At 67.0% G+C, this 18812-nt stretch carries 11 protein-coding genes; 2 read left to right on the plus strand and 9 right to left on the minus strand.

The annotated features are described in order from the left end of the window. Positions 1–32 precede the first annotated feature (32 nt). The 4 genes from GJ695_RS26850 to GJ695_RS26865 are packed head-to-tail and all read right to left on the minus strand — an operon-like array spanning position 33 to position 9236. A complete protein-coding gene (locus GJ695_RS26850; RefSeq protein WP_154370177.1) occupies positions 33–1466 on the minus strand; it encodes an efflux transporter outer membrane subunit in 1434 nt (477 codons plus the stop codon). After that, positions 1463–4759: an efflux RND transporter permease subunit gene (locus GJ695_RS26855; RefSeq protein ID WP_166455067.1), complete on the minus strand. Its 3297-nt coding sequence runs from the start codon at positions 4757–4759 to the stop codon at positions 1463–1465. Before GJ695_RS26855 ends, GJ695_RS26850 begins: the two co-directional genes overlap by 4 nt. After that, positions 4756–7926, minus strand: coding sequence for an efflux RND transporter permease subunit (locus GJ695_RS26860; protein WP_154370178.1), 3171 nt, complete (start codon positions 7924–7926; stop codon positions 4756–4758). The genes GJ695_RS26855 and GJ695_RS26860 overlap by 4 nt, the downstream gene beginning before the upstream one ends. Then, positions 7923–9236: an efflux RND transporter periplasmic adaptor subunit gene (locus GJ695_RS26865; RefSeq protein WP_154370179.1), complete on the minus strand. Its 1314-nt coding sequence runs from the start codon at positions 9234–9236 to the stop codon at positions 7923–7925. Before GJ695_RS26865 ends, GJ695_RS26860 begins: the two co-directional genes overlap by 4 nt. 245 nt (positions 9237–9481) lie before the next feature. On the opposite strand from GJ695_RS26865, the gene GJ695_RS26870 reads away from it, so the two are divergent. Both GJ695_RS26870 and GJ695_RS26875 read left to right on the plus strand, forming a co-directional pair. Beyond that, the gene (locus tag GJ695_RS26870; protein ID WP_229260364.1) at positions 9482–10210 is read left to right on the plus strand and encodes a response regulator; all 729 of its coding nucleotides are present in this window, start codon (positions 9482–9484) and stop codon (positions 10208–10210) included. Next, a complete protein-coding gene (locus GJ695_RS26875) occupies positions 10210–11478 on the plus strand; it encodes a sensor histidine kinase (protein ID WP_154370181.1) in 1269 nt (422 codons plus the stop codon). The genes GJ695_RS26870 and GJ695_RS26875 overlap by 1 nt, the downstream gene beginning before the upstream one ends. Positions 11479–11488: 10 nt before the next feature. Here the strand turns inward: GJ695_RS26875 and sppA are convergent, their stop codons facing one another. From sppA to GJ695_RS26900, 5 genes are all read right to left on the minus strand, one after another. Next, complete coding sequence (gene sppA, locus GJ695_RS26880) at positions 11489–13363, minus strand: signal peptide peptidase SppA (protein WP_154370182.1); 1875 nt, start codon at positions 13361–13363, stop codon at positions 11489–11491. A 43-nt stretch (positions 13364–13406) separates the two neighbouring features. Continuing rightward, positions 13407–14846, minus strand: coding sequence for a sodium:solute symporter (locus GJ695_RS26885; protein ID WP_154370183.1), 1440 nt, complete (start codon positions 14844–14846; stop codon positions 13407–13409). A 122-nt stretch (positions 14847–14968) separates the two neighbouring features. After that, positions 14969–16171 carry an MFS transporter gene (locus tag GJ695_RS26890; RefSeq protein ID WP_154370184.1) on the minus strand — a complete coding sequence of 401 codons (1203 nt, stop codon included), beginning with the start codon at positions 16169–16171 and terminating at the stop codon, positions 14969–14971. 85 nt (positions 16172–16256) lie between these two features. Next, positions 16257–17354 carry an aromatic ring-hydroxylating dioxygenase subunit alpha gene (locus GJ695_RS26895; RefSeq protein WP_154370185.1) on the minus strand — a complete coding sequence of 366 codons (1098 nt, stop codon included), beginning with the start codon at positions 17352–17354 and terminating at the stop codon, positions 16257–16259. Positions 17355–17391: 37 nt separating this feature from the next. Further along, on the minus strand, positions 17392–18812 hold a 1421-nt coding region (locus tag GJ695_RS26900; RefSeq protein WP_371866614.1), incomplete at its 5' end, for an alginate export family protein.

The raw sequence follows: 18812 nt of genomic DNA on the forward strand, positions 1-18812 counted from the left end.
ACAAAGCCCGCCTGCAAAAACCAAGCCGCCGCTTATTCCGCGGCGGCGTGCCAGCCGCCGCCCAGCGACTGGATCAGGGCGATGGCGGTGGTCTGGCGGTTGACCTGGGCCTGCACCAGCGCGCGGCGCGCGGTCAGCGCGGTTTGCTGGGCGGTCACCACGTCGCTGTAGCTGACCTGGCCGGCGCGGTAGCGGTTCAGCAGTTGCACCTCGACCTGGTCGGCCGCTTCGGACGCCGCCTTGCGCAGATCCTGCTGCTGCACCAGCGCGCGGGTGGCCACCAGCTGGTTCTCGACGTCGGCAAACGCCGTCAGCACCGTCTGGCGATAGCTGGCGATGGCCTGGTCGCGCGCCGCCTCGGCGCCGGCCACGCGGGCCCTGGTGGCGCCGGCGTCGAACAGCGTCTGCGCCGCCGTCAGGCCCAACGACCACAGGTTGTTGTTGGCGTTGAACAGGCCGCCGGTGGAGGCCGCGCCATAGCCGAAGGAACCGCTCAGGTTCAGGCTGGGGAAGTAGGCGCTGCGGGCGATGCCGATGTTTTCATTGGCGGCGGCCACGCGACGCTCGGCGGCGGCGATGTCCGGACGGCGCTGCAACAGCGTCGACGGCACGCCGGTCGGCACGTCCGGCACCGTGATCTTCCATTCGGCCGGCGCCAGCGCGAAGTCGTTGGCGGCCTTGCCCAGCAGGACCGCGATCGCATGCTCGTAGGTGGCGCGGGTGCGCACCAGCGTGATCTGGTCGATGCGGGCGCTGGCCAGCTGGGTCTGCGCCTGCAGCAGGTCCGACTTGGCGGCGATGCCGGCGTCGAAGCGGTTCTGCGTGATCTGCAGCACGCGCTCGTAGCCTTCGGTGGTCTGTTCCAGCAGCGCCTTCTCGGCGTCGGCCTCGCGCAGCGCGAAGTAATTGGTGGCCAGCTCGCCCTGCGCCGACAGGCGCGCGGCGGCCAGGTCGGCGGCGCTGGCCTGCAGGCCGGCGTTGGCGTTGCCCAGGCCAGCGCGCAGCTTGCCCCACACGTCCGGCTCCCAGGTGGCGCCGATGTTGGCGCGGTACTGGTTGGCCGTCGGCGTGTTGCCGCCGCCACCGGAGCGGGTGGCGCTGCCGTTCAGGTCCACCACCGGGAACAGCGAGGCGCGCTGCTCGGCCACCAGCGAACGCGCCTGCGCATACGCGGCGACGGCGGCGGCCACGTTCTGGTTGTTGACTTCAATGCTGTCGGCCAGCTGGTTCAGCACCGGATCGCCGAACAGCTGCCACCACGGGCCGCGTTCCAGCGTGTCGGCCGGCGCGGCGACGGTCCAGCCGGCGGCGGCCTTGTCGGCGTCGCTCGGCGTTTCCTTGTAGGCCGCCGGCTGCGGCGTCTCCGGCACCTTGTAGCTTGGCGTGACCGAGCAGCCGGCCAGCAGCGCAACCGCCATGGCCAGCGCGCTCAGTGGATAACGGGAGGTTGGTACGTATTTGATCATGGTGTAATCGGCGATTGGTCGCTATGGATGCGGCTCAGTTGTTGTTCGGACGGGCTGCGGCGACGCAGCTTGTCCATCAGGATGTAGACCACGGGGGTCGTCAGCAGCGTCAGCAGCTGGCTGGCGATCAGGCCGCCGATGATGGCGACGCCGAGCGGCTGGCGCAGTTCCGAGCCTTCGCCGAAACCGATCGCCAGCGGCAGCGCGCCCAGCGCGGCGGCCACGGTGGTCATCAGGATGGGACGGAAGCGCAGCAGGCAGGCCTCGCGCACCGCGTCGCGCGGCGACAGCCCGCGCGCGCGCTCGGCCTCCAGCGCGAAGTCGATGATCAGGATGGCGTTCTTCTTGACGATACCGATCAGCAGGAAGATGCCGATCAGCGCGATGGTCGAGAACTCCATCTTGAACACCAGCAGCGCCAGCACCGCGCCGACGCCGGCCGACGGCAGCGTGGTCAGCACCGTCACCGGGTGCACCAGGCTTTCGTACAGAATGCCCAGCACGATGTAGATCACCACGATGGCGGCCAGGATCAGCAACGGCAGCGACTTGTTGCTGTCCTGCGCCGACTTGGCGGCGCCGGCAAAGCTGCCGCGCACATTGTTCGGCATGGCGATTTCCGCCTCCGCCTCGGCGATCTGCGCCGCCGCCTGCGACAGGCTGGCGCCGTCCACCAGGTTGAAGGCGATGGTGGTCGCCAGTTCGCCGTCCTGGTGGTTGATCGAGGTCGGCGCCGAGCTTTCGGCGTAGCTGGCCACCGTCGACAGCGGCACCATGGTGGTGGCCGAGGTGCTCAGCGACGAGCCGGACGAGGCGTCGCGCACCGCCGGCGCCGCCACGTTGGCCGCCGTGGCGGTCGAGGTGGTGGAGGTCTTGCTGGTGCCGGTGGTCGAGGTGGCCGCCGCCGTCGTCGCCACCTGGGCGCCGGTCGGGTTGGCGGCGCTCGGCGCCGGCAGGCCGGTGGACGGCACGTAGACGTCCTTCAGCGCTTCCGGACTGCGCGAATACTCGCGCGCCACTTCCATGATGACGTGGTACTGGTTCAGCTCATCGTAGATGGTGGCCACCTGGCGCTGGCCGAAGCTGTTGTACAGCGCGTTGTCGATGTCTTTGGTCGACACGCCCAGGCGCGAGGCGCTCTGCTTGTCGATGGTGACAAAGGTTTCGACGCCGTTGTCGGCCTGGTCGGAATCGACGTCGGTCATGGCCGAGCGGCCCTTCATCGCTTCCGCCAGACGGCTGGCCCATTTCTTCAGGTCGGCCTTGTTGTCGGCCTTCAGCGTGTACTGGTAGTTGGCGTTGGCCGAGCGGCCGCCCGAACGCAGATCCTGCACGGGACTGAGGAACAGGCTGACGCCGGTGACCCGGGCCAGTTTCGGCCGCAGGCGCGCGATCACCGCCTGCCCCGCCACCTTGCGCTGGTTGGCCGGTTTCAGATTGACGAACATGAAGCCGCCGCCGGCGCGCCGGCCGCCCGTGAAGCCGACCACAGTCGCCACGTCCGGATCATCCTTGATGATGTTGACCAGCTGGCGCAGCTTGCCCTGCATGGCCTGGAACGAGATGCTCTGGTCGGCGCGGATGCCGCCGTTGATCTGGCCCGTGTCCTGCTGCGGGAAGCCGCCCTTCGGAATCGCCGCGAACAGGTAGAAGTTCAGGCCGATGACGAACAAAAGGCTCAACATCACCAGCCAGACGCTGCTCAACGCCCAGTCCAGCGCGTGCTCGTAGCCCTTCAGGATGGCGTCGAAGCCGCGTTCGAAGAAGCGGGCGATGCGGCCCGGCGGCTTGGCATGCACATTCCCCGGCGACAGCAGCCAGGCGCACATCATCGGCGTGGTGGTCAGCGAGATCACCAGCGAAATCATGACGGCGGCCGACAGCGTGATGGCGAATTCCTTGAACAGCGCGCCGAACTGGCCGCCCATGAACAGCAGCGGAATGAAGACGGCGATCAGCGACAGGCTGATCGACAGCACGGTGAAGCCCACCTCGCGCGCGCCGAGCAAGGCGGCCGACAGGCGGTCCATGCCGGCCTCGATGTGGCGCGTGGTGTTTTCCAGCACCACGATGGCGTCGTCGACCACGAAGCCGGTGGCCACGGTCAGCGCCATCAGCGACAGGTTGTTCAGGCTGAAGCCCAGCAGGTACATGACGCCGAACGTGCCCAGCAGCGAGACGATGGTGGCCACGGTCGGCACGATGGTGGCGCGCACATTGCGCAGGAACACGCTCACCACCAGCACCACCAGCAGGATGGAGATGATCAGCGTGACCTCGATTTCGTGCAGCGACGAGCGGATCGAATTGGTGCTGTCGCTGGCCACTTCGATCTTCACGTCCGGCGGCAGTTGCGCCTGCAGCATCGGCAGCTGCGCGCGCACGCTGTCCACCGTCTCGATGACGTTGGCGCCGGCCTGGGAACGCAGCAGCACGATGATGGCCGGCTGGCCATTGAACAGGCCAAGATTGTTCTGGTCCTCGACGCCGTCGACCACGTCCGCCACATCCTTCAAGCGGATCGCGGTGCTGTTGCGGTAGCCGACGATCAGGTTCTGGTAGTCGGCCGCGCTGCGGCCGCCCGAGGCGTTGGCCGACTCGGAATAGATCTGCAAGCGGCGGCCGTTGCCCTGCAGGGCGCCGCGCGGACGGTTGGCGTTGGCCGCCTGGATGGCGGCGCGCACGTCCTCCATCGACAGGCCCTGCTTGTTGAGCGCATACGGATTCAGTTCCACGCGCACCGCCGGCAGCGAGCTGCCGCCCAGTTCCACGTCGCCGACGCCGGTCACCTGCGACAGGCGTTGCAGCACGATGTTGGAAACAGCGTCGTAGATCTGGCCCGGCGTGCGGGTTTTCGAGGTCAGCGCCAGGATGATGACCGGCGCGCCCGAGGTGTTGGCCTTGCGGTAGGTCGGATTGCTGCGCAGCGTGGACGGCAGGTCGACGCGGCTGGCGTTGATCGCCGCCTGCACCTCGCGCGCCACCGCGTCGACGTTGCGGTTCAAGTCGAACTGCAAGGTGACGTTGGCGGAGCTGGTGCTCGACTGCGAGGTCATTTCATTGACGCCGGCGATGGTGCCCAAGTGGCGCTCCAGCGGCGTGGCGACGCTGGTGGCCATGGTGTCCGGACTGGCGCCCGGCAGCGTGGCGCTGACCGAGATGATCGGGAAGTCCACCTGCGGCAGCGGCGCCACCGGCAGCACGAAGAACGCGCCGATGCCGGCCAGCGCCACGCCCACCGTCAGCAGGACGGTGGCGATCGGACGCTTGACGAATGGAGACGACAGATTCACGGCGCGTCACCTTTGCCCTGGCCTTGGTGGCCCACCTGCGGCGACAGCAGCGCCGCCTGGTGCGGGTCGCGCGGCGGCGCGGACTTGAAGTGGCGATTGACGCGGCGCGCCAGGCTGTCGAAGCCGAGGTAGATCACCGGCGTGGTGAACAGCGTCAGCATCTGGCTGACGATCAGGCCGCCGAAGATGGCCAGGCCCAGTGGGCGGCGCAGTTCGGCGCCCTCGCCCCAGCCCAGCATCAGCGGCACGGCGGCGAACAGCGCCGCCAGCGTCGTCATCAGGATCGGACGGAAGCGCAGCAGCGCGGCCTGGTGGATCGCTTCACGCGGCGGCTTGCCTTCGTCGCGTTCCGCCTCGATGGCGAAGTCGATCATCATGATGGCGTTCTTCTTGACGATACCGATCAGCAGGATGATGCCGATGATGCCGATCACGCCCAGGTCCTGGCCGGTGATCCACAGCGCCAGCAAGGCGCCGACGCCGGCCGACGGCAGCGTCGACAGGATGGTCAGCGGGTGGATATAGCTTTCATACAGCACGCCCAGCACGATGTAGACGCAGACCACGGCGGCCAGAATCAGCCACAGCTGGTTGTTCAGCGAGTTCTGATAAGCGCCGGAAGCGCCGAGGAAGGTCAGGGTCACCGAGGCCGGGAACTTGATCTCGGCAGCGGCCTGCTTGATGCTGTCCACCGCCGTGCCCAGCGAAACGCCCGGCGCGGTGTCGAAGCCCAGGGTGGTGGCCGGATACTGCGCCACGTGCGTCACCTGCAGCGGCGCCTGGCGTTCGGTGACGTTGGCCACCGCCGACAGCGGCGTCGGTTTGCCGGAGCCGGTGCGCAGTTGCAGGTTGCCCAGGTCGGCCGGGGTGCTGATGTCGTCGCGGCGCGCTTCCAGAATCACGCGGTACTGGTTGGTCTCGGTGAAGATGGTCGAGACGATGCGCTGGCCAAAGGCGCTATACAAGGCATCGTCGATCGAGGCGGCGGTGACCGACAGGCGCGAGGCCGTGTCCCGGTCCACCGTGACATAGGCGGCGGCGGCGCTGGCGCCGACGTCGGAGGTGACGTTGCGCAGCTCCTGCTTGGTGCGCATCTGCGCTTCCAGCTTGGTGGCCCACTCGTTGACGCTGGCGTTGTCGGCGCCTTCGATCGACACGCGGAACTGGGTCGGGCCGGTTTCGGCGTCGATGGTCAAGTCCTGGGTCGGTTGCAGGAACAGCGTCAGGCCGGGGATCTCGGCCACGCGGTTGCGCAGGCGGTCCATGATGTCCTGCTGCTTGCCGCTGCGGTCGTGTTTCAGGTTGATCAGCATGCTGCCAGTATGGAGCATGGTGTTGTTGGCCGCGTCCACGCCCACCACGGAGCTGAGGTTCTCGACCGCCGGATCCTGCAGGATGATCTTGGCCGCCTGCTGCTGCAGCGCCGCCATCTTGTCATAGGAGACGGCCTTGCCGGTTTCCAGGCGCGCCTGCAGCTGGCCGGTGTCCTGGGTCGGGAACAGGCCCTTCGGAATCACCACGTACAGCAGCGCCGTCAGCAGCAAGGTGCCCAGCGCCACCAGCAGCGTCAGGCCGCTATGTTCGATGACCCAGGTCAGCGAGCGGTCATAGTGGCCGATGACCCAGTCGAAGAACTGCTGGAAGCGCTGCGCGAAGCGCGACGGCTTTTCGTCGGCGTGGTTCTTCAGCCAACGCGCCGACATCATCGGCACCAGCGTCAGCGACACCACGGCGGAGATCAGGATGGTGATCGCCAGCGAGATCGCGAATTCGCGGAACAAGCGGCCCACCACATCGCCCATGAACAGCAGCGGGATCAGCACGGCGATCAGCGACACCGTCAGCGAGATGATGGTGAAGCCGATCTGCTTGGCGCCTTTCAGCGCGGCGGCCATCGGCGTTTCGCCCTCTTCGATGTAGCGCGCGATGTTCTCGATCATGACGATGGCGTCATCGACCACGAAACCGGTGGCGATGGTCAGCGCCATCAGCGACAGGTTGTTCAGGCTGTAGCCCAGCAAATACATCACGCCGCAGGTGCCGATCAGCGAGATCGGCACCGACAGGCTGGCGATGATGGTGGCGCGCAGGCTGTGCAGGAAGGCGAAGATCACCAGCACCACCAGCACCACGGCCAGCACCAGTTCCATCTCCACGTGTTCGACCGAGGCGCGGATACCGGTGGTGCGGTCGCTCAGCACCTCGACATGCATGGCGCCGGGCAGCGCGGCCTGCAGTTCCGGCAGGCGCGCCTTGATGGCGTCCACGGTGGCGATGACGTTGGCGCCGGGCTGGCGCTGCACGTTCAGGATGATCGCCTGCTTGATGCCGGAAGGGGCGCCGGACCAGGCGCCCAGTTCGACGTTCTCGGCGCTGTCGATGACTTGCGCGACGTCGCGCAGGCGCACCGGGGCGCCGTTTTTATAGGCCAGGATCAGCGACTTGTAGTCGGCCGCCGCCAGCAGCTGGTCGTTGGCGTTGATGCTGTAGGCGCGCGTCGGGCCGTCGAAGCTGCCCTTGGCGCCGTTGGCGTTGGCGGCGGTGATCGCGGTGCGCAGCGTGTCCAGGCCCAGGCCATACGAGGCCAGCGCGTTGGTGTCGGCTTGAATCCGCACGGCAGGACGCTGGCCGCCGCTCAGGGTCACCAGGCCGACGCCCGACACCTGGCTGATCTTCAGCGCCAGGCGGGTGTTGACCACGTTCTGCACTTCGGTCAGCGGCATGGTGTCGGAGGTGATCGCCAGCGTCAGCACCGGCGCGTCGGCCGGATTGACCTTGGCGTACACCGGCGGCGCCGGCAGGTCGGTCGGCAGCAGCGAGGTGCCGGCGTTGATCGCGGCCTGCACTTCCTGCTCGGCCACGTCCAGCGTCTGACCCAGGCCGAATTGCAGCGTGATGATGGAGACGCCGGCGGCGCTGGTGGAACTCATGCGCGTCAGGCCGGCCATCTGGCCGAACTGGCGCTCCAGCGGCGCGGTCACCGTCTGGCCCATCACTTCCGGACTACCGCCCGGATACAGCGTTTGAACCTGGATGGTCGGGAAGTCCACCTGCGGCAGCGCCGACAACGGCAGGAACTTGAAACCGACGATACCCGCCAGGACGATCGCCAGCATCAGCAGCGAGGTCGCTACCGGACGCTGGATGAAGGGTGCGGATGGACTCATTGTTTCGCGGCGCCTTCCTTGTTACGGCGATGATGTTCGCCGTTCGGCGACGACGCCGCGCCACCGGCGCCGGCCGGCTTGGCGCCCGGCAGCGTGACCTTGGCGCCCTCCTTCAGGCGGTCGGCGCCTTCGGTGATGACTTGTTCGCCCAGTTTCAGGCCCTCGGTGACCTGCACCTTGTCGACCGTGGCGGCGCCGCGCTTGACCGGACGCACGGTGACGGTCTTGTCTTCCTTGAGCACGTAGACGAAGTCGCCGCTGGTGCCGTGACGCAGCGCGTTCACCGGCACCATGATGGCGTCCTTGATGGTGTTCAGTTCCAGCCGCACGTTGACGAACTGGCTCGGGAACAGCGTCAGCTTGCCGTTGGCGAAGCGCGCCTTGGCCTTGACGGTGCCGGTCTGGGTGTCGATCTGGTTGTCCATGGCCTTGAAGGCGCCGCTGTCGAGCGTCGCGGTGCGGGTGCGGTCCAGCGCCAGCGCCGGCAGCGTGGCGCCGTCGTTGACGCGCTGCGCCACGCCGGGCACGCTGTCCTGCGGGATCGAGAATTCGACGTCGATCGGCGACAGCTGGGTGATCACGGCGATGCCGGTGGTGTCGCTGGAGCCGACCAGGTTGCCGATATCGACCACGCGCAGGCCCACGCGGCCGGAGATCGGCGCGATCACCTTGGTGTAGCCCAGATTCAGCCTGGCCGTGCCTTCGGCCGCCTTGTCGGTCAGCACGGTGCCTTCCAGCTGCTTGACCAGCGCCGCCTGCGTGTCCACGTCCTGGCGGGCGATCGAGTCCTGGGTCAGCAGGGTGCGGTAGCGGTTCAGCGTCAGCTTGGCGTTTTCCAGCTGCGCTTCATCGCGTTGACGGGTGCCGGTGGCTTGCATCAGCGCCATCTCGAACTGGCGCGGATCGATCTGCGCCAGCACCTGGCCGGCCTTGACCATCTGGCCTTCCTTGAACAACACGGATTGCAGGATGCCAGACACCTGCGGACGCACCGTGGTGGTGGCCGCCGCCGTCACCGTGCCGAGCGCTTCCAGCGTGACCGGGATGTCGGCTTTTTCCGCCGTCGCCACGCCGACCGTGGTGGCCGGCATGCGCCGCCCGCCGCCGCCAGGACCACCGGGACCGCCAGGGCCAGGACCGCCAGGACCTTGGGCGCCGGGCGCGCCGGCCGGCGTTGCCGGCTGATGCGTCAGGTACCAGGCCAATCCGCCCAACCCGGCCATGGCGGCGACGGCGATCACACTGCCGAGAATCTTGCGGCTGCGCTTGGGTGGGTTGGCATTCAAAGTCGGCTTGGCTTGCGAATCCATCGTGGTCCTTTTTCTAGGCGTGCGTGTCCATGGCAAACGCGCCATGGCGATTAATCCGTGGAATGTAACATACGGCGTTGCGGCTGTCTGTCGGCGCTTGCCCGGGGTTACAAACTCGCTACAAAATCAAGGACTTTGCGTCGCCCCTGTTAATCTGGCTTTACATATCTTTACCGGGGCGACATCGCTCCTACACGCGCCCGCGCGATACTGCCAGCACTGTCCCGTAGCGTAGAATGAACCGCATGAACCCTGTAGACCGAATTTTGCTGGTGGAAGACGATCCACGCCTGGCCGAGATGCTGACCGAGTACCTGAGCCAGGCCAACTTCCGCGTCACCCACGCGCCCACCGGCCGCCTGGCGATGGAGCATATCGCCGCCGCCGAGATCGACGCCGTGATCCTCGACCTGATGCTGCCCGATATGGACGGCCTGGATGTGTGCCGCCAGCTGCGCACCACCTCCGACGTGCCGGTGCTGATGCTGACCGCGCGCGGCGACGCCATCGACCGCATCGTCGGCCTGGAAATCGGCGCCGACGACTACCTGCCCAAGCCTTTCGAGCCGCGCGAGCTGCTGGCGCGCCTGCGCGCCATCCTGCGCCGCCGCGTCGACGTGCGCCACCTGGACGCGCCGCCCGGCGCCGCCGCCCCGGCCGCCGACAGCTTCCTGCGCTTCGGCCGGCTGGAAATCGACCCGGCCGCGCATGCCGCCAGGCTCGATGGCGTGCCGTGCGAGCTGACCGCCTACCAGTTCGACCTGCTGCTGGTGCTGGCCAGGCACGCCGGCCGCGTGCTGTCGCGCGACGCGCTGATGGATTTATTGAAGGGCGAGCCGCTGGAGGCGTTCGACCGCTCGATCGATGTCCACATGTCGCGCATCCGCGCCGCCGTCGAGGACGACCCCAAAAAACCGCGCCGCATCATCACCGTGCGCGGCGCCGGCTATCTGTTCGCCAAGGTGCAGGACTGATGAAACGCCGCTTTAATCTTGCCCTGATCGGCCTGCCGCGCCTGTACTTCCGCTTTTACGCCGCCCTGCTGCTGATCCTGGCGCTGTTCTCGGTCGCCACGCTGGAAATCTGGAACCGCACCGGCAGCCCGCTGGAACGCTCCAACCACACGCTGGCGCAGGTGATGCAGAACGTGCTGGCGCCGCCCGACGCGCCGCCCGAGATGCAGCAGGCCGCCCTGGCCCGCGTCGCCGCCAATCTGAACGACGCCCACATGACGCTGTACACGCGCGACTGGCGGCCGCTGGCCGTGGTGGGCGAGCTGATACCGGCGCGCCACTGGCGCCGCCAGGGCATGACCGGGCCGCCGCCGGAATCCTTCGTGCGCCTGCCGGACGGCCGCAAGCTGCTGTCGAGCGAACCGCTGGGCTTCACGCGGCCGAAGGCGATGCTGAACAACGCCCTGCTGCTGGTCGCGCTGGGCATCGGCGTGGCGGCCTTCCCGCTGGTGCGGCATCTGACCAAGCGGCTGGAGCGCTTGCAGCTGGGGGTGGAAAAGCTCGGCGCCGGCGACCTGACCACGCGCGTGCCGGTGGAAGGCAAGGATGAAGTGGCGCGGCTGGCGCAAAGCTTCAACCGCGCCGCCGACCAGATCGAACAATTGGTCGGCGCGCACAAGACGCTGCTGGCCAACGCCTCGCACGAGCTGCGCACGCCGCTGGCGCGCATCCGCCTGGCGCTGGAGCTGATCCCGGAAGGCATCGACCCGAAGCGGCGCAAGGGCCTGGAGCAGGACATCGCCGAGCTGAATCACCTGCTCGATGAAATCCTGCTGGCCAGCCGCCTGGGGGCGATCCAGGAAAACAGCGATACCGAGGAACTGGATTTGCTGGCGCTGGCGGCGGAGGAATGCGCGCGCTACGACGACGCCCTGCTGGACGGCGAGTCGGCCGTGATGCGCGGCGATCCGCGCCTGCTGCGCCGGCTGCTGCGCAACCTGCTGGAAAATGCGCATCGCCATGGCGTGCCGCCGGCCACCGTGAAGATCACGTGCGCCAACCAGGTTGCCACGTTGCGGGTGTGGGATGAAGGTCCTGGCGTGCAGGATCAGGAATTCGAGCGGGTGTTCGAGCCGTTCTTCCGGCCGCGCGGCACGCTGGATAACAATGGCGCCGGGCTGGGACTGGCGCTGGTGCGCCAGATCGCGCGCCGCCATGGTGGCGAAGCGCGCTGCGCCCTGATGAAGGATGGGCGCAGCTGCTTCGAAGTGGAACTGCCGCTAGCCTGACCGTCGCGGGTTACGGCGATTCGCACAGGCAGTGGGTGATCGCGGTGAACGGCTTGTGCTGCGCCGTGATCTCCGACAGCCAGCCCAAATCATTCGCAATACCGGTCGCCGCGCTTGGCGGCAGGCCGGTGGTGGCCGCGGCGCCCAGCTTCAGCTGCGCCGACACCGCTTGCGCCACCGCCTGCGCGGTACCGCCGCCGATCATCTCCACAAAGCGATCGAACTTGCTGATGTCACGCTCGACGTACACCACGCGGTAGTCCGCCGGCAGCTTGGCGCGCGACGCCGCCGATTTCAGCGCATCGCCATACGAACCCAGACGATCCACCAGGCCGCGATCCTTGGCCTGCGCGCCGGTCCACACACGGCCCTGCGCCACTTCGTTGATCTTCTCCGGCGTGGTCTTGCGCGCCTGCGCCGCCTTGGTGGTGAACTCGGCGTAGATATGGTTGATGCTGCCCTGGATCACCTGGCCGAAGCGCGGGTCCAGTGGACGCAGCGGATTACCGGCGTCGCCCAGCCAGGTGGTCGGCTGGCCGGCGGTGTGGATGCCCAGCTTGTCGATCACCTTGTCGGCGGTCGGCAGGATGGCGAACACGCCGATCGAACCGGTGATGGTGGTCGGCTCGGCGATCACCTCGTCGGACGACATCGAAATCCAGTAGCCGCCGGAAGCGGCCACATTGCCCATCGACACCACCACTGGCTTGCCGGCGGCGCGCGTCAGTTCCAGCTCGCGGCGGATCAGCTCCGAAGCGAAGGCGCTGCCGCCCGGCGAATCGATGCGCAGCACCACCGCCTTGATGTTGTTGTCCTCGCGCGCCATGCGGATCAGCTTCGAGGTCGAGTCGCCGCCGATCGAACCGGGACCGGCGCTGCCGTCGCTGATTTCGCCCTGCGCCACGATCACGCCGACGGCGTCGCCGGTCAGCTTGTGCGGCACGCGGGTCAGGTAGTCGTCGAAGGCCACCTGGCGGAAGCTCTTGCCGTCGGCGTCGGCGACGCCGCGCTTGGTCATCATCTGGCGGATTTCATCCTTGGTCTTCAGGCCGTCGACCAGCTTTTCCGCCACCGACAGCTTGGCCAGGTCGCCATTCACGGCCGCCACCTGCGCCGGCAGGTCGTTGATGGTCTTCATGATCTGCCCTGCCGGCAGCTTGCGCGCCTTCTCGACATTGTCGGTGTAGGACGTCCACAGCGCGTTGTTCAGATACGATTCCGCCTCGCTGGCCGCCTGCGACGGGCCGTTGGCGATGTAGGGCTCGCCGAAGCTCTTGTAGGTGCCGACGCGCAGCAGGTTGACCGTGACGCCCAGCTTGTCCAGCGCGTCGCGGTAGTAGTTGCGATAGCGGCCGAAGCCTTCGATCATGACCATGCCCATCGGATGCAGATAGACTTCGCTGGCGTGCGCGGCCAGCAGGTACTGGCGCTGGTCGTAGCTCGCGCCCCAGGCGATCACCGGCTTGCCGGCGGCCTTGAAGCGGTCGATGGCGGCAGCCACTTCACGCAGCGAAGCCTGGCCGGCGCCCTGCAGGTCGTCGGTCAGCAGCACGGCGGCATCCACGTTCGGGTCCCTGGCGGCGGTGTCCAGCACGGCCAGCACGTCGCGCAACTGGATCATCTTGTGCACTTCGGCGCCGCGCGCGTTGGCCAGCAGCGCGTCGGTGGCGTTGACGCTGGACTGTTCGACCAGTTGGCCCTTCAGATCCAGCACCAGCGTGGTCTTCGGTTGCAGCGGCTTGGCGCCGCCGCCGAAGATCGCATACAGCAGCACCAGCACGATCGCCAGGAAAATCAGGTTCAGCACCGTGCGGCGGCTGGCGTCCAGCGCGCGCCAGAAAAAGCCGAAGCCGCGACGGACATAGGAAAACGGGGATTGACTCATCAACACTCCAGTGGTTGCGTAATTTGCAATGATAATACAGCGCTCACCGCTTTTTGGAAATGACCAGCAGGCCGGCAAACACCAGCAAGCCATTCAGGATAAGCAGTTCCAGCCCGATGCGGTAGCTGCCAAACAGTGTTTGCTGATTGAAATCAATAACATAGCACAGCACCGGTCCGGCCAGCGCCACGACTGGCACCCAGCGGTCGCGCACGGCGCGGCGGGTCAGGATACCGAAGGCGAACAGGCCAAGCAATGGACCATAGGTATAGCCGGTCAGCTTCAGCACCAGGCCCACCATGCTGGCGTTGTCGACCCATTTGAACACCAGCACCAGCGCCAGGAAGATGGCGCAGAACGCCAGGTGCACGTGATGGCGCAGGCGCTTCATGGCCGCTTCGCCCATCCCGCGGCGCTGCACGCCGAGGATATCGATGCTGAAGGACGAGGTCAGCGCGGTCATGGCGCCGTCGGCGCTGGGGAACAGCGCCGAGATCAGGCCGATGAAGAAGATCAGTTGCAGCGCGGCCGGCATGTGGCCCATCACCACCGCCGGGAACAGCTTGTCGCCGCTGGCCGTCACGCCGGCCGTGGGCGCGTACAGGTACAGCAGGCCGCCAAGGTACATGAACAGCACCAGCACGGCGGTCAGCACAGCCGTCAGCAGCAGCATGTTCTTTTGCGAGTCGCGCAGGGTTTTGACGGAGATATTCTTCTGCATGGTTTCCTGGTCCATGCCGGTCATCGCCAGCACGATGAAGAAGCCGGCCAGCAGCTGCTTCCAGAAGTAGGCCGGGCTGTCGACGGCGCTGGTGACCACGCGGGTCAGGCCGTGCACCTGCATCTGCGCCAGGCTGTCGAGCGGGCCGAGGTCCATGGCGTGCAGCAGCCAGCCGGCGCAGATCACCAGACCCAGCACCATGCCGGTGGTTTGCAGCGTGTCGGTCCAGACGATGGTCTTGACGCCGCCCTCATAGGTGTACAGCAGGATCATGGCGAGGATGACCACGGTGGTCAGCCAGAACGGCACACCCATGCTGTCGAGGATGGTCAGCTGCAGGATGTTCACCACCAGGTACAGCCGCGCCGAGGCGCTCAGCAGGCGCGAGATGATGAAGAACGCGGCGCCGCTCTGGTAGGAGCGCGGCCCGAGGCGCTGCTCCAGGTAGGTGTAGATGGAGGTGAGCTTGAGACGGTAGTACAGCGGCAGCAGGATGAAGGTGACGGCGATGTAGCCCAGCACATAGCCGAGGATCACCTGCAGGTAGCCGAAGCCGTCGCGGCCGACGGCGCCCGGCACGCTGATGAAGGTGACGCCGCTCATGGTGGTGCCCACCATGCCGAACGCCACCAGCATCCAGTTGCTGCTCTTGTTACCGATGAAGAAGCTGTCGTTGTTGGCGTTGCGGGAGGTGCGCCACGCCACGATCAGCAGCAGGGCGAAATAGGCGGAGACGAGACAAAACAGGGAGACTGCGGACATGGGGTGAAAGGCGAATAATTCAGATCGCCGCAATATACACTACCACGCGGCGGTTGCTTCCCCCCCAGCCAAACCGGGGTCTGACCCCATGCGGGGTCAGACCCCTAACCCGAAGTGCGGGTTCAGTGTGCAGGAGCACGCACGCTGCCACCCCGCACCGCACGTGGATTCAGCCGGTCCAGGCGACCACTCAGCGCGGTCAGGCCGAAGGCGCCCAGCACCACCAGTCCGCCGATCCAGCCGGTATGCACCAGGCCCACATGCTCGACGATCAAACCGCCGCCCCACGCACCACCGGCAATCCCCAGGTTGAACGCGGCAATGTTCAGGCCCGACGCCACATCCACCGCACGCGGCGTGTAGTGCTCCGCCTGCTGTACCACGTACACCTGCAAACCAGCCACGTTACCGAACGCCACCGCGCCCCATACCAGCACCGTCGCCAGCACCAGCCATTTGTACGGCGCCGCAAAGGTCAGCACGATCAGCACGGTCGCCAGGCCCAGGAAGATGATCTTCAGCGCGCCAATCGGACCGCGCTTGTCAGCCAGCTTGCCGCCCCAGATATTGCCCACCGCGACCGACACGCCGTACACCAGCATCACCAGGCCCACCGCATTGGCGCTGAAACCGGTCACCTCGGTCAGGATCGGCGCCAGGAAGGTGAAGGCGATGAACGAACCGCCGTAACCCACCGCCGTCATGGCGTACACCAGCAACAGGCGCGGCTCGCCCAGCACCTTCATCTGCTGCAGCAGCGAGGCAGGCTTGTTGTGCTGGATGGTCGACGGCACGTACAGCAGGCTGCCGATGAAAGCGATCACGCCCAGCGCCGACACGGCCAGGAAAGTCTCGCGCCAGCCGAAGTGCTGGCCGATGAACGTCCCCAGCGGCACGCCGGTCACCAGCGCCACGGTCAGGCCGGTGAACATGATGGCGATCGCGCTGGCCGCCTTCTCCTTCGGCACCAGCGAGGTGGCGATGGTCGAGCCGATCGAGAAGAACACGCCGTGCGCCAGGCCGGTCAGGATGCGGGCGATCACCAGCGATTCGTAGCTGGGCGCCTTCCAGGCCAGCAGGTTGCCGAGGGTGAACAGCACCATCAGCGACACCAGCAGCAGCTTGCGCGGCACCTTGCCGGTCAGCGCGGTCAGCACCGGCGCGCCGATGGCGACGCCCAGCGCATACAGGCTGACCAGCAGGCCGGCCGACGGCAGGTTCACGCCCAGATCGGCGGCGATGGTCGGCAACAGGCCGACAATGACAAACTCGGTGGTCCCGATGGCAAATGCGCTGATGGTCAGCGCTAGCAAGGCAATTGGCATGACTTCACTCCTTAAAAGTTGATGTCATGCAGTATCAGGACTTTCGTTAATGAGAAAAAGACACGAAAACCGAAAAGATATTTGCCTAGCGCGCAACGATAGGAATGGTTTCAATCGCCCAGGGGCCGCCATCCCGGCGTTCCGGGCTGGGCACCACGCAGGCGACGCGGCCGGTGAACTCGCGTTCCACGCGGATTTCGTCAATGCGCCAGCCGCGCGCCTCCAGTTCCTTGATCTTCTGGCGGAAGGCGATCTGCAGCGCGTCGGACTTGACCGACACCTCCTGCAGCCACGAATCCGGCACCCGCTCCGGCCGCACCTTGCTGAGCACCGCCAGATCCTGGTTGAAGATTTTCAGGTTGCTGGCGACCACGCGACGGTCAAGCAGCGGCCAGCGCATGAAGGTGCGGCCCATCATCCACCAGGTGCGCGTGCGCTTGCCGTCCACCGGCGTGTGGGCCGAGACGATGTAGATTTTCCAGCCGTCGCGCGGCGCCAGCTCCAGCGTCACGCACGGGCCGGACAGGTGGAAGCCGGGCCGCGTCGCCACGTCCACGTGCTGGCCGGTCGGCTGGCGCCGCCAGCCCTTGCGCAGCGGACGGCGCATGGTCATCAGCGCGCTGCCGCCCCACGCCTCCCGCTCGACGCTGAAGCTGCCGATTTCCGGATGATCGGGGTCGCCGAAGGTGGAACCGTGGACAAACGGCGCGTGGGCGAAATCGAGACCGTTTTCCATCACGCGGTCCCAGCTCGCATCCCAGTCGAAGTGGCCGGACACCACGCGCACGCCGGGATCGTCGACCCAGTCCAGCGGCGGCAGCGGCGGCCGTTCGGCTTCCGGCAGGTCGCCGAGGAAGGCCCAGATCCAGCCATGGCGTTCGATGGTCGGATAGGCGTCGACGCGCGCCCGCAGCGGAATATGCAGGTCCGGCTGCGCCGGAATGTGGCTGCACACGCCGTCGCCGCCGAAGCGCCAGCCATGGTAAGGGCACTGCACGTCGCCGCCGACCTTGGCGCCCGCCGACAGCGAGCCGCCGCGATGCACGCAGATATCCGACAGCAGCCGCGCCGTGCCGCCCTCGTCGCGGAAGGCCACGAAGTGCTGCCCCAGCAACTGCACCGGCGTCAGGCCCTCTTTCAATTGCGCGGACGGCAGCACCACATACCAAAGATTTGTCAGCATGACGCCTTCAAGATGATCCAGAATGCGCCAGTCTAATCTACCAGCCGAATTTCAGCTCCATGCCAAGGTAGTCGGCATCCCTGCCGCCGGCTGTGCGCAGGGAGTCGCCGGCGTGGAAGTGCACCGCTTCCAGCGACGCCGTCACGTTCGGCGTGACCAGCCAGTCGGTGCGCAGCTGGGCATAGGCGCCGGTCCAGCGCGAGCCGGTGCCGGCGGTACGCGGTACGCCGGCCATGCTTTGCACGTAGACCGCGTCGCCGGTGGTCTGGCGCCATTGCATGCCGAGCGCGGTGGTGACGCTGAGCGTTTTCGCCGGCTTGACAGTGACCGACGGCTTCAGGTGAATCAGGTTGCTGTAGCCGGTCAGGCCTGCCAGCGAGAAGTAGTAGCCGTTGGCGAACAGCGGATTGAACGTCCCCAGCTTGCCGTCGCCCGCGTGCTTGTCGCCGGAGGCCATGTCGAACTGCACGCCGATGCGCGGCGTCCAGGTGGTCTTGGCGAAGGTGTAGCCGGTGATGGAGCCGATGGCCCACGCCGATACGGTCTTGGCGCCCACCTGCCCCCGTTGCAGCATGCCTTCGATGTCGAAATCGACCTGGCCGGTCTTGCCGTTGTAGCGCATGTCGTAGACGTTGCGGCGTTCGTCGCCGCTGGCGTCAAGGAAGCGCGCGCTGTCGCGGCGGTAGCGCGAGTAGTAGCCGGACAGGTCGCCCGGTCCCAGGCCCTGGTATTCGAGGCGGATGCCGCTCAGCGTCAGGTGGCCGTCGGAGTAGTCGTCGAAGCTGTCGACGCTGCGGTTCTGCACCGGTTGCGTGACATAGCCGATCAGGCGCCATGGGCCGTGCTCCCAGTCGGCCCAGACGCCATCGAAGGCCTGGCGCACGTTGGGGCCGTCGCGCACGGCGATGAAGCGCTGCAAGTCGAAGGCCATTTCCTGGCGCCCGATACGCATCTTGACGGCGCCGTCGGCGGTTGGCACGGCGACCGTCATGAACAGCTGCTCCATATCCAGCTTGTCGCGGTCGGGCGGCGCGATGGTCTGCTTCTGGAAGGTGCGGGCGTCGACCATCTGGCCGAACAACTGCACGTAAGGGCCGATGCGCAGGTCGGCGTGCAGGTTGGCGCGCTGGATCACATAGCCGTCGGATGGCTGGGTGCCGGCGCCGTACAGCGGCGACGCGATGTGCTCATAGCGCTCGCGCAGGCCGGCGCCCAGCGACAGATAGGACACGCCGTCGTCGCTGAGCGGGATGTATTTGAGGCCGTCGAGCGGCTGGCGCGGCAGGCAGGGATCGGCCAGCGCGCCCCAGTTCTCGGCCCAGCGATTAAAGTTGATGACCGGGCGCTGGGCCGCACACGCCGGCGGCGCGGCGTCCACGGCGCCAGCCCCCGGTGTCGTGACGACAGCGGCCGCCGTGATGGCTGATGCATCGCCGCTGGCAGTGGGCAAGGCCGCGG

The organism is Duganella alba, from assembly GCF_009674495.1.
In the GTDB taxonomy this organism is placed as follows: Bacteria; Pseudomonadota; Gammaproteobacteria; order Burkholderiales; family Burkholderiaceae_D; genus Rugamonas; species Rugamonas alba.